This is a genomic window from Bacillus sp. FSL R12-0074 (assembly GCF_038005725.1).
Taxonomy (GTDB): Bacteria; Bacillota; Bacilli; order Bacillales; family Bacillaceae_G; genus Bacillus_A; species Bacillus_A mycoides.
The window spans coordinates 2,200,167-2,212,706 of the sequence record NZ_JBBOTR010000001.1 but is presented as its reverse complement, the minus strand read 5'-3'; the positions used below and the strand labels follow the sequence as shown (position 1 = coordinate 2,212,706).

The 12,540-nt window shown below is 35.8% G+C and carries 11 protein-coding genes; 2 read left to right on the top strand and 9 right to left on the bottom strand.

Features of this window, described 5'->3' with window-relative positions:
* The 5 genes from NSS97_RS11610 to gntK all read right to left on the bottom strand — a co-directional run bounded on the left by NSS97_RS11610 (window position 1) and on the right by gntK (window position 5,729).
* A complete protein-coding gene (locus NSS97_RS11610; protein WP_107887474.1) occupies window positions 1–1,230 on the bottom strand; it encodes an MFS transporter in 1,230 nt (409 codons plus the stop codon).
* 1 nt (window position 1,231) lies between these two features.
* Window positions 1,232–1,768 carry an NADPH-dependent FMN reductase gene (locus NSS97_RS11605; RefSeq protein ID WP_002031805.1) on the bottom strand — a complete coding sequence of 179 codons (537 nt, stop codon included), beginning with the start codon at window positions 1,766–1,768 and terminating at the stop codon, window positions 1,232–1,234.
* 143 nt (window positions 1,769–1,911) lie between these two features.
* Entirely contained in the window at window positions 1,912–2,808 is an 897-nt protein-coding gene (gnd, locus tag NSS97_RS11600) for a phosphogluconate dehydrogenase (NAD(+)-dependent, decarboxylating) (RefSeq protein ID WP_002012680.1), read from the bottom strand.
* Between the two features lie 18 nt (window positions 2,809–2,826).
* Window positions 2,827–4,176, bottom strand: coding sequence for a GntP family permease (locus NSS97_RS11595; protein ID WP_002141651.1), 1,350 nt, complete (start codon window positions 4,174–4,176; stop codon window positions 2,827–2,829).
* 14 nt (window positions 4,177–4,190) lie between these two features.
* Entirely contained in the window at window positions 4,191–5,729 is a 1,539-nt protein-coding gene (gene gntK / locus NSS97_RS11590) for a gluconokinase (RefSeq protein WP_044441885.1), read from the bottom strand.
* Window positions 5,730–6,124: 395 nt separating this feature from the next.
* On the opposite strand from gntK, the gene NSS97_RS11585 reads away from it, so the two are divergent.
* Entirely contained in the window at window positions 6,125–7,027 is a 903-nt protein-coding gene (locus NSS97_RS11585) for an ABC transporter permease subunit (RefSeq protein WP_107887472.1), read from the top strand.
* The gene (locus NSS97_RS11580) at window positions 7,024–8,043 is read left to right on the top strand and encodes an ABC transporter permease (protein ID WP_341112589.1); all 1,020 of its coding nucleotides are present in this window, start codon (window positions 7,024–7,026) and stop codon (window positions 8,041–8,043) included. The genes NSS97_RS11585 and NSS97_RS11580 overlap by 4 nt, the downstream gene beginning before the upstream one ends.
* Window positions 8,044–8,194: 151 nt before the next feature.
* Here the strand turns inward: NSS97_RS11580 and adhP are convergent, their stop codons facing one another.
* The 4 genes from adhP to NSS97_RS11560 form a co-directional block, all read right to left on the bottom strand.
* Entirely contained in the window at window positions 8,195–9,232 is a 1,038-nt protein-coding gene (gene adhP, locus NSS97_RS11575) for an alcohol dehydrogenase AdhP (protein ID WP_002085845.1), read from the bottom strand.
* Window positions 9,233–9,612: 380 nt separating this feature from the next.
* Window positions 9,613–10,467, bottom strand: a complete 855-nt coding sequence (locus NSS97_RS11570; RefSeq protein ID WP_002012688.1) for a MurR/RpiR family transcriptional regulator — start codon at window positions 10,465–10,467, stop codon at window positions 9,613–9,615.
* Window positions 10,468–10,753: 286 nt separating this feature from the next.
* Window positions 10,754–11,389, bottom strand: coding sequence for a response regulator (locus NSS97_RS11565; protein WP_002127217.1), 636 nt, complete (start codon window positions 11,387–11,389; stop codon window positions 10,754–10,756).
* A gap of 14 nt (window positions 11,390–11,403) precedes the next feature.
* Window positions 11,404–12,501, bottom strand: coding sequence for a GAF domain-containing sensor histidine kinase (locus tag NSS97_RS11560; RefSeq protein ID WP_341114622.1), 1,098 nt, complete (start codon window positions 12,499–12,501; stop codon window positions 11,404–11,406).
* Window positions 12,502–12,540: the final 39 nt, after the last annotated feature.

Below are 12,540 nucleotides of genomic sequence, written 5' to 3'. Positions count from 1 at the left end.
TTAAACAATTGATTTATTAGACACATTCGCTTCCGTTTTACGTTTTGAAATTACATAATAAAAAGCAATCCCTAATGATAGGATCAATATACAGCTCAGTACGTAAAACGGGATCATTACCCCTGCTTTAGATACGCCTGCCGTAAACAACATTAATAATACAATTCGAATTTCTGTGCCAATTAATCGAAATAAGCTGTCCACACGTCCCATTACTTCGTTTGGGATTTCTTCCATCATCAATACATTTCTCGCCACTCGTGTTCCAGCATTTCCAATCGCATGGAAAATCGCTAGTCCATATAATAACATAATGGAAGGCTCAATAATCATTGCGGTAATTGAAATTACATAAATAACCATCGTCATAACGATTGAAATTTCTATTTTGACATATTTCATCATGATTGGAATACTTATTCCTGCAAGAACCGCTCCGACACCGTACATCATACCTTCAATTGCGTATACAGAGGCACTAGCTTTGAGTATATCTGAAATATATACTGGGATTAAATAATTTGCCATCATGACACCGATAAACGGCATATAAGTCGCTAGTAAAAACCAAAATAACTTAGGGCGCTTTTTCATAAAGTGAATTCCTTCGAACAATTGCTTCTTAAATGTTGCTTTCCGTTTTACTTCTTTTTTCTTTACATACGGTATACATAAGAAAAGAAAAAATGCTCCTGCAAAAGTTAACATATCCACTAACAAGATCCATTTCAAAGAAATAATCTCAATTAAAAAGCTAGCAGCTGCGCCTGAAATAACTTGCGTTAATTGTCCTTGTATTTCCATTGTGCCACTTAAACTTTTATAATGCTCTGATTGAAATATTTCTTGGTTAAATGCAAATATTGTGGGATAGAATAATAGATAATAGAAAGAACCTGCTATATAAATAATAATGTAATGAATAGAATTGTATGATTGCCCAGCAAATCCCCAAATGGCCATCATTCCTATAATGGCTATCCCGATACCTTCGTTACATAACAATAAAGATTTTCTTGAAAAACGATCTATGCTTTGCCCAATGAATGGTGTTAGTAAAAACATGATGAGAGTTGCAACGATAGAAACATAACCAAATGTTGTCTCTCCTCCACTTTCCTTAATTAACAACCATGGAATCGTTATCATAACAATCCCGGAACCAATAGCGGATAAACTATTGGCTCCTAGAATGTAATACAAGCGAGAATCATGATAAAGAGAGGACATATCACTCAACTCCTAATTGTTTTTTCACCTCTTTATATACGCTCATATATGCTTTTAATTCTTTAACTAAATCATGAATTAATGGTTTTGCATCTTCTCCAAGTTCACTATCTTGCACATGTAATCCATCAAGCACGACTTGTTTTGGAATTGCGTTTGCGTAAACGCCTCTAGCGACAGTGCGCATACTATTTAATGCGTTTATTCCCCCTTTACCTCCTCCAGCAACTGCTAGTAATGCGACAGGCTTATGGATGAATTCACTGCTACTTAAGTAATCTAACGAATTTTTCAGCGCTCCGCTCATCGCATTATGATATTCTGGTGTACATAGTACTACTCCATCCGCAGCTTTCACTAAAGCTTTTAATTTTTTTACTGCCTCTAATTCACGTTGTGATTCTTCTCCATTATATAAAGGCAATTCCGCTACTGCTAAATCGTATAACTCCCCTTCAAATTGCTCTGCAATATATTTTGCCACAACGCGAGTTCTACCGAATTTTCTTGGTGTACCGTTAATAACGACTAGTTTCATAATTATTTCTCCCCTTTGTTTTCAAGTTATATTTATATATTATCAGAAATTTCTATACAAAACACAGTAAAAAGAGGGAAAAACTTTCATTAAATAGTATGAGAAATAAAAAAAACTCATACTTTCGTATGAGTTTCACAAAACTAATTTTTCACAACCTCATGTCCACCGAATTGATTACGAAGAGCTGAGACAACTTTCCCATGGAATGTATCATCTTCTTGTGAACGGTAGCGCATAAATAATGACATAGCGATAACTGGTGCCGCTGCTTGTAATTCAAGCGCAGTTTCAACAGTCCATTTCCCTTCTCCTGAAGAGTTCATAACACCTTTAATGCCATCAAGTTTCGGATCTTCTGCAAATGCTTTTTCAGTTAAGTCCATTAACCAACCACGGATAACCGATCCGTTCGCCCATACTTTTGCAACATCTTCATAATTGAAATCAAAATCACTTTTATCTAGTACTTCAAATCCTTCAGCGATTGCTTGCATCATTCCGTATTCAATACCGTTGTGAACCATTTTTAAGAAATGCCCACTACCGACGCGGCCTGCATATGAATAACCATTTTCTACTGCTAAATCTTTAAATAAAGGTTCTAGTTGATCATAAATTTCTTTTTCTCCACCAACCATTAAGCAAGCACCGTATCTAGCTCCTTCCACACCACCTGATGTACCGATATCTACATAATGTAAACCAAAGCTTTTCGCTTCTTCAGCACGGCGTAACGTATCTTTATAGAATGAATTTCCGCCCTCAATAACGATATCGCCTTCCTCTAATAATGGATATACATCTTTTAGTACTGACTCGACAACTTCTCCTGCAGGTACCATTACCCAAATTGTACGAGGTGCTTCTAGTTCAGCAATCATTTCTTTTAACGTATGACGAGCAGTAATCCCTAATTCCCCTGCCTTTTCAACAAGCTCATTATTTACATCGTATACAACTACTTCATGCTTGTCTTCATGTAAGTGTTCAGCTAATGGGAATCCCATTTTTCCTAATCCAATTAAACCTAGTTTCATATTAATCAATCTCCCATTCTATACAAATATATTTAATAACGAAATTAGCCCAAGTGCTACAACAGATAATATTGTCTCCATTGCAGTCCATGTTAATAATGTTTCTTTCACAGTCATTCCGAAATACTCTTTAATCATCCAAAATCCAGAATCATTTACATGCGATAAAATTAATGACCCTGCTCCTGTTGCAAGTGCCAGTAACTCTACATTCACTCCTGGTGTACTTGCTGCAATCGGTGCTACAATTCCAGCTGCTGTCATCATAGAAACAGTAGCCGATCCCGTTGCAACTCGGATAAGTGCAGCAATTCCCCAACCTAATAATATCGGTGAAATATGCGATTCTTTCGCCATCTCCGCAATTGTAGTTCCGATCCCAGAATCTAATAACACTTTATTAAATGCGCCACCTGCACCGATAACTAACAGTATGTTTGCAATTGGGCCTAAACAATCATTTGTAACTTGTAAGACTTTGTCTTTAGAAAACCCTTTTGCATAGCCAAGACTAAAGAAAGAATATATCGTTGCAATTAATAATGCGACTATTGGATCTCCAATAAAATGCAATACTTGTGCAAGTTGGCTTGTTTTATTTAATGCTACTTCTGCTATCGATGCACCTAGCATAAGAAATACTGGAAGTAAAATAGTAAACAATGTATTTCCGAAGCTAGGAAGTTCCTTCTTCTTATCTCTTTCAATAAATTGCTCCGCTATATCTAACGGTACTTCTTTATGTATACGAGCACCAATCCATTTCCCGTAAAGCGGACCTGCAATTATTGCAGTTGGAAGTCCGACAATTAATGCATACAAAATTGTCTTCCCTACATCTGCTTTAAATATACCTACCGCTGCCATAGCTGCTGGATGCGGTGGAACAAGTCCGTGTACAACCGAAAGACCTGCTACTAGCGGAATACCGATTGTAATAAGTGATACCCCTGTTTCTAACGCAATTGTAAATACTAACGGAATTAATAGTACAAATCCAACTTGGAAAAATACCGGAATCCCTACTATAAATGCAACGAACATCATTGCCCAGTGAACACGCTTTTTCCCAAAACGTCCAATTAATGTGTTAGCAATTCGTTCAGCACCGCCAGACTCAGCCATCATTTTTCCTAGCATTGTTCCTAAAGCTAAAACAATCGCTAAAAACCCTAACGTATTACCAAGACCTAATTTAATAGAATCAATAATCCCCGGATGTTGTGGTGAAGTTCCAATTAAGGGCATCCCCATTGCTAGCCCAACTCCGATTGCTGTTAAAATTAACGCGACAAATGGATGCCATTTTACTACCGTAATTAGTAAAAGTAATATAACAACAGCCGCTAGTACGATCCCAACTACCATTTCTCCCAATCCCCCTATTGTTTACGTTGGAAAGCAGCTATACAATCAAATTCTTCTTTCAAACGATTGTAAAGTCGTTCATACATATAAAACATCTCTAAATATAAAGCCGTATTTTCTTTATTCGGTACATGGTGATGGACAATATCAATCCAATCCTTCACCTCTTCAAGAGAATCAATTTTCCCAATTGCATACAAAGCAAGTGCTGCTGCCCCAAGCGCAGATGCTTCATGACTTTCTGGAACAAGCAATTCTTTCCCCATCATGTCAGATAACATTTGTCTCCAAAATGCAGATTTCGCAAAGCCTCCTGAAACACGTATTTCAGTAAGTGGCCCTGTACAATCTCGAATGGCAAGTGCTACTGAATACACACTCATACAAACACCTTCCATAACTGCTCGTATGAAATGTTCACGTTTATGCTGAAGGTTTATCCCGAAGAATGTACCTCGAGCATTTGCATTCCAGTAGGGTGCACGTTCTCCAGATAGAAACGGTAAAAATAGTAATCCATCTGCTCCAGCTGGTACACTTTCTGCATACTTAATTAATAAATCATAAGGATCAATTCCAAGCTTTCTTGCTACCTCTTGCTCTGGGCTACCAAATTCATCACGTAACCATCTAAGTAATATTCCACCGTTATTCGTTGGTCCGCCGATCACCCAGTGCTCATCTGTTAATGCGTAACAAAAAGTTCTTCCTTTTTCATCTGTATTAACACTCGATGAAATTGTTCGAACCGCACCACTTGTCCCGATCGTAATTGCAGCTGAGCCAGGTGATATTGCACCGACACCTACATTTGCAAGAACACCATCACTTGCACCAATAACAACCGGAGTATCCTCACTAATACCCATCTTTTGTGCTAATTCCGGCTTCATTCCCGATAAAATATATGTAGTTGGTACAGGTGTTGATAATTGTTCTGGTGACATATTTAACATAGTTAAAACATCTTCATCCCAGTTTAATGTTTTTAAATTAAATAACCCTGTAGCAGATGCGATAGAATAATCAACTACATAGCGTGAAAATAATTGATAAATGACATACTCTTTAATGGAAATAAATTTATGAGCAGTTCTGAATAACTCCGTTTCTTCTTCTTTCATCCACAATAATTTAGAAAGTGGTGACATCGGATGAATCGGTGTACCAGTTCTTCTATAAATGTCATGACCATTCATTTGTTGTAATAGTTTTTCTGATTGCTTTGTGCTTCTATTATCTGCCCAAATAATAGAGCGCGTTAACGGCGCACCGTTTTCATCTACAGCAATTAAGGCATGCATCGCTGTACTAATCCCGATAGAAGAAATATCTTCCGGTGACACATTACCCTTTTCAATGGCAACGCTTACAGTTTTATATACAGCAGCACATATTACATCAGGATCTTGCTCAGCCCATCCGACCTTCGGTTGAATAATTGGATAATCAATTGCATGTGAAGCAACGACTTTTCCTTTTTCAGTGAATACAACCGTTTTCGTACTTGTGGTACCGATGTCAACCCCGATTACTCTCCCCCTTGTTTCCATGCGAACCTTCCCTTCGTTTCTAGCAAAATACGATCTAGTAAACCGTTTACATGAATTAGTATATAAAATATTTTTTCATAAATCAAGTTATGAAAAGAAAATTTTTTTCATAACCAAAATGTACCTCTCATCTTCTTAATCATTCTCTTTATCTTTTTTAAATAACCTTTTTAATTTATCAAACATTCTTTCCCCTCCACCTAAAGATAATAATATATAAGTTCTCGTTTTCTTAGCTTGATGGACATAGGGCGTGGCTCCCTACTATCACTTTTTTACCTTGTAAATATATGTCCCATACTATAAAATCTAATAGTATTTATATTTTTCTGAAAAATCAAAACAAAATATGAATTTTATTGTATAATGTTGTAAAAAGATGTCGGAGGGATTTAATGTTATATAAAATATCTCAATTCACAATAAAACTTTCATCAATTCTTTTATCACTCTTACTATTACTAAATTTACCTTATTTATTTATCACTCAACAGGGATTCACTTTTCAACCAATTCATTTTTTTAATCAGATCGTTACTATGTTAAAACAGGTTTTCTCCCCTGAATCATTAGTAGTTATAGGATCAGACCCGAAATTTGGTCATTTCAAAAAGACACCATTATTTCCAACTGTTTTAGAACCCTACCTATATTCATTTACTGTATTATTTATAGCCTTTTTGCTTGCACTCTTTCTATCATCTAGTATGGCATTTTTTTATTTTTTAGCAAAAGATTATATAAAAAAATGGATAAACCGAATTGTGTTCATATTAGAAGCTGTCCCAGATATGATGATGATGATTTGTTTGCAAATATTTTTCATATGGGTACTTCAGAAATTCGGGGAATCTCCTGTCACCATTATTTCTTTTAATGAAAATCGAGCTTATTTACTCCCTATTTTATCTTTAGCAGTCTTACCTACATTACAAATGTTTCGGATGATGGTGTTATACATAAAAGAAGAACATGAAAAACATTACGTAGAGGTTGCATATGGAAAAGGACTTTCATCAAGTTATATACTATGCATTCATTTATTCAAAAATATATCTATCCACTTCTTTCATCATTTAAAAACGATTTTTGTTTTCTTACTTTCTAACTTATTCATTTTAGAATTTGTTTTTAATATGGAAGGCATTATTCAATTTTTATTTAAGAAGGCGTTTATTTCACCTCCAGCTGCATTTATCATACTTGTTATGATTGTTTTACCGTTTTATGCCATTTTTCAAATAATCTCATTCATGATGAATAGATGGAAAAAGCAATTGAAAGGAGCAGCATTATGAAATCTATTTGGAAATCAAAACGATTTTTAATCGGCTTTACTTATCTATTCATACTTGTTTCAGCTAGTTTTATTTATAGTTGGTTCTTTAAAGATAACATCCAAAAACCTCCTCAGTTACTTTACAATGACAATAACGAATTACTTGGAAAGGCCCCCTTTTCGCCATCGTTAATGCCGCCTTTTGGATCTGATCGTTTTGGAGAGTCTGTTTTCTTACAAATTGTAGAAGGAGCAAAATTCACCATTTTATTAGCCGTGGCAATTAGCTTCTTTCGAATTTTATTCGGAACATGTATAGGAATCCTCTTAAGTTTATACGCTCCAAGATTCAAGAGATTTTTCCAGGCATGCTCAGAAGTTTTTTACTATATTCCTACTTTATTTATCGCATTTATACTCATCACGCCCGTTAATATTGTAATCATATCAAATGCTGATAGATTAGATCCAAATATTTCATTTGCGTTTTATCAAGTTCTCGTACTTATTTTCGTCGCTCTACCTACACTTTCTTTATATATCTCCTCAGAGGTTGATGAATTTATGAAACGAGATTACATTTTAAGTTCACAATTACTGGGTGCTAGCCGTTTTCATATTATCAAAAAACACTTACGAGTCTTATTACTTGATCGCTTATTTGTGTTATTTATGGAACATATCGTCCAAACACTCATACTCGTTATCCATTTAGCGTTGCTTGATATTGTAATTGGCGGGATACAAATGCGTGAACTCTATGACGGAGTACTCAAACCTGTTTCTCTATCGAATGATTGGGCAGGCCTTATTGGATTAAATCGTTATGAAATGAATATTTCATGGTGGATTATTTTGTATACTCTCGTTTCATTCTTTATTACGATTCTATTTATTAAGCTTATGACAATCGGGATTCAAGATGCACTGAAAGCAAGAGATTCGCAAGTTGTAGCAATTCAAACCGTTCCAAATCATAAAAAATTTGTTAAAAGTAAAGATTCTTTTTCGTTTGTAGATAAAGTGAACCTTTAATCATGTCTCATCAATCAAGTATTAATTTGCATTGATATTAGTAGAATGTAAAAAAGATGATCCCTATTGAATACGAGGGATCACCTTTTTTATGCCGTCTAACTTTTTAAATGTCCTTTGCTAGACTCATGCTTTTTATATTTAAAATGAATTATTTACACTCACAATTATGCTGTTTAAAATCGATTACCATACGCCCTTGAATTCTACCTTGTTCCATTTCTTCGAATACATTTTGTACTTTATCTAGAGAACACGTTTGAACAACCGGCACTACTTTTCCTTCTGCGCCGAACATAAATGCCTCCTCCAGATCCTTACGAGTACCAACTAGAGAACCAACTACTTCAATTCCGTCTAATACAAGTCGTGGAATGTTTAAATCCATAGTTTCTACTGGTAAACCTACCGCAACTACTTTACCGCAAGCACGTACTGCATCAACTGCTGAGTTGAAGGCTACTTTAGAAACTGCTGTTACTACAGCAGCATAAGCACCACCAAACTCCTCTTGAACAATTTTATCAGCAGGACCTTGAGAAATCGGATTGATAGTCATATCAGCACCAACTTCTTTTGCTAAGGCTAATTTGTCGTCATTGATATCTACTGCAATTACCTTTGCACCAAATACGTTTTTAGCATATTGAATAGCTAGGTTACCTAATCCACCACAACCATAGATTACGATAGGTTGACCAGGTTTAATGTCTGATACTTTTATAGCTTTATATGTAGTTACGCCCGCACATGTAATTGATGATGCTTGAGCAGGATCTAATCCTTCTGGTACCTTCACCGCATAATCAGCTGTAACAATACATTGTTCAGCCATACCACCATCTACTGAATAACCAGCATTTTTCACTTCACGGCAGAATGTTTCTCTCCCCGTTACGCAATATTCACAACGTCCACAAGATTGGAACATCCATGCAATACTTACACGGTCACCTATCTTTAGTGAAGTAACATCATCAGCAATTTTAGTAACAATACCTACACCCTCATGACCAAGGATGCGGCCATCGGTGTTTCCAAAATCATGATTCGCAACGTGTAAATCAGTGTGGCAAACTCCACAATACTCTACATCTACTAGCGCTTCACCCGAGTGTAACGGACGTAATTCTTTTTCAATAACTTCAATATTTGCTTTGCTGTTTTTATTAACTACTACTGCTTTCATATGTGATCTCCCCTTTAGTGTTTTAGAGTTTTAATGAGTTTATCTCACAACTACTGTCCTCACTATTTTGGCTAATTATTGTACCAAATTTAAGTGTTCAATCATCATTACAGGTTCATCATAACATGGAATTTCATAAGCTTATTGTAAAATATTGAACAATATTTGAATTATTACCCAATACGTATTTTGATGTATCAAGCTACTTGTTAAATTTCATATGCAAAATATCGAGGTTTAAAAAATGAATGGTCTAAAAGATGAGAGATTATTATTATAGGTAATTGGCATATTTCTATAGACACTTAGAACAAGTAGATCTAGAGGGTATATCAACAGACTACTCGCCAATATAAAAAGCTCTTCATTTGAAGAGCTTTTTATATTCGCTTCATCGAAATAGTTTCACGTATACTTTGTAAATTTTGTAGTGTTTCCTCTTGTCGCTGCAATGACAATCCCACATACAAAGTATCTAATAAACTAAGCTGCGCTAATCGTGACGAACTTGCTTCTGTACGAAATTCCGTCTCACGCGTCGAAGTATATAATGTTATATGAGCAAGTTGGCTTAATGCCGATTTTTGATAGCTCGTAATCGCAATAATTTTGGCCCCTCTTGCTTTCGCTACTTCTAACGCTTCAAGTAAACCTTTATTACTTCCCGAATGAGAAATTGCAATGACCACTGCTTCTTTTGTCAGCAAGCCAGCTCCCATAATTTGAAAATGTGAATCCGTATGAGCAATACAAGAAATACCCGTTCTCATAAACTTATGATAAGCATCCATCGCAATAATACCTGAACCACCATTTCCATAAAACTCAATTCGTTTCGCTTCATTCAGCGCACTTACTGCCTGTTCCAACGCGTTATCGTTTAACAAATGTAATGTATCTTGCAGTCCTGTAATATGTGAATGAAAAACTTTTTTAGCAACAGTGACAATATTATCTTCTACCGATACTTCCTCATGAATATTTTGCATCGGGGTATGTACAATCTCACGAGCTAATGTAATTTTCAAGTCTTGGAACCCTTGAAAACCTAAGTGTTTGCATAAGCGGAATATCGTTGCTTCGGAACTATTCGTAACTTCCGCTAATTCCGTAATCGATTTATGTACAACATCTTGTGGATGTTTCAAAATATGTTCGGCAATACTTCGTAATTTCGGTGATAAACCATTTAACGAAGCCTGAATCTTTCCAATCCCACTTTTTGTACCAGGCATAGCGTATCTTCCCCTTCCATAGTAGCTTTATCCCGTATTAACGGGCAGTAAGACTCCCACCTCAAAATTCGATGAATGCAAGGGAGTTAGGTGGGAGATCAACTGCCCGTAAAAACCCGATTGGTTCAACTAATAATCAGTGGGGATGGCCCCCCCACTGATTAAAGTTTCACTTTATTGTACCTAATTATTGAAAGAAGAAAAACCTTTATTCGGCATCTCTATACATTTTAATTTCTCATATGTATTCTTCCGTAGCATATGACACAATTATTCATACTTATTTCTAGTTTTCCCCATGCTTTACTGCGTATAAGGCAGCTTGTGTACGATCATCTACTTCCAATTTAGCCAATACGTTAGAAACGTGTGTTTTCACAGTTTGTTCTGTAATATGAAGTTCTGCTGCAATTTCCTTATTGCTTCTTCCTTTCGCAATTTCACGAAGTACTTCTTGCTCCCTTTTTGTTAACATAGAAAAAGGATTCTCTTTTTCTTTCTTGACTGCTGATCGTCCTAATAGTGCTGGTGTTACTTTCGGGTGAAAATTTGCATTTCCTTGATATACCGCAACGATTGACGCAACGAGTTGATCTGGCTGCACTTCTTTTAATTGATAACCATCTGCCCCAGCTTCTAATGCTGGTAAAACGTAATCTTGTTCTGAAAAACTACTGAGCATAAGAATTTTTATTGTCTCATCGTATTGTTTTATACGTTTTGTCGCTTCAATACCATCCATTTTCGGCATTGATAAATCCATTAATACTACATCTGGCCTTTCTGCTTGGACGAATGTTAATGCTTCTTCACCATTTGCTGCTTCCCCAATAATTTCAAATTCTTCTCTCGTCTTCAAAAAGAATACGAGTCCCCTTCGAACGATATGATGATCTTCTACAAGTAATAATTTAATTTTCACTGACGTTCTCCCTCTCAAACCGGTAATTGAATTTCTATCTTTGTCCCCTTTTCCGGTTCTGCTTTTATTCGAAAAATTCCCCTCATTAATTCAATTCGTTCTTTCATACTTTTCAAACCAAGTGCTGACTCTCTTACTTGATCCTGTATAAATCCTATTCCGTTATCTTCTATGTAAAAATGCAACTTATTATTTTCTATCCTTAAATGAACACATACTTTTTCACATAAGGCATGTTTTTTACAATTATGTAATGCCTCTTGGCTTATACGCCATAAAACTTCTTCTATTTCATCTTCAATTAAAACCATTCCATCAATTCGAACTTCCACTTGAATCCCTAACAGTTTTCCGTAATTTTGAATCGCTTCTGCTAAACCTTTCTCTAATCCTTCAGGCCTTAATTGCCAAATCAAAAGTGTCATCTCTTGTAATGCTTCCTGTGATAATTCTCCAATATAACTTAACATCTCTTGCAAGTCTCTATCCTTCGTCATATTTAGAGTCCCTTTCGCTGTTAGCATAATTGAAAATAACAATTGTTTAACAGAATCATGTAAATCACGAGCCAATCGATTTCTTTCAGCTACAACTACATATTTTCGTTCTTTCTCAACTAATTGAATACGTTGTATTGTCGTTCCAATTTGAAATGCAATCGCTTCTAATAACGCTAACTCCTCCTCAGAAAAATGTGTTTTATGAGGCGAGGCTACATTTAATAGACCAAATTTCTCTGATCCAGATCTTAGCGGGATTGTCGCATGATGTGTAACATCTTCTGTCTCGCCCCAATTACATTCAATCGCATCCTCTATTCGTTTACATTCAATAATATTTGTCGCTTTTTCCAATCTTCCATTCACAAAACGTTCTACACACCAACAATCTCCTTCACACATCGGCTTCTTTTCCTGCCACGTAAGAGCTGGGGGTAAGTTTTGGTCTACAAGCATACGATGCTTTCCACTTTCATCAATAAAGAATATCCACCCTGTTTGTAATTTCATAACTTGTAATAATGTATGTAACACTTTCCCTAACATTTCCTGTAAGTTTGTTGCTTCATTTAGTAACTCAGCAATTTCTTTTAATGCCTCTAAACGATGCATCTCTTTTTCATCTATGTTCATTCTCATCACCAACTACCA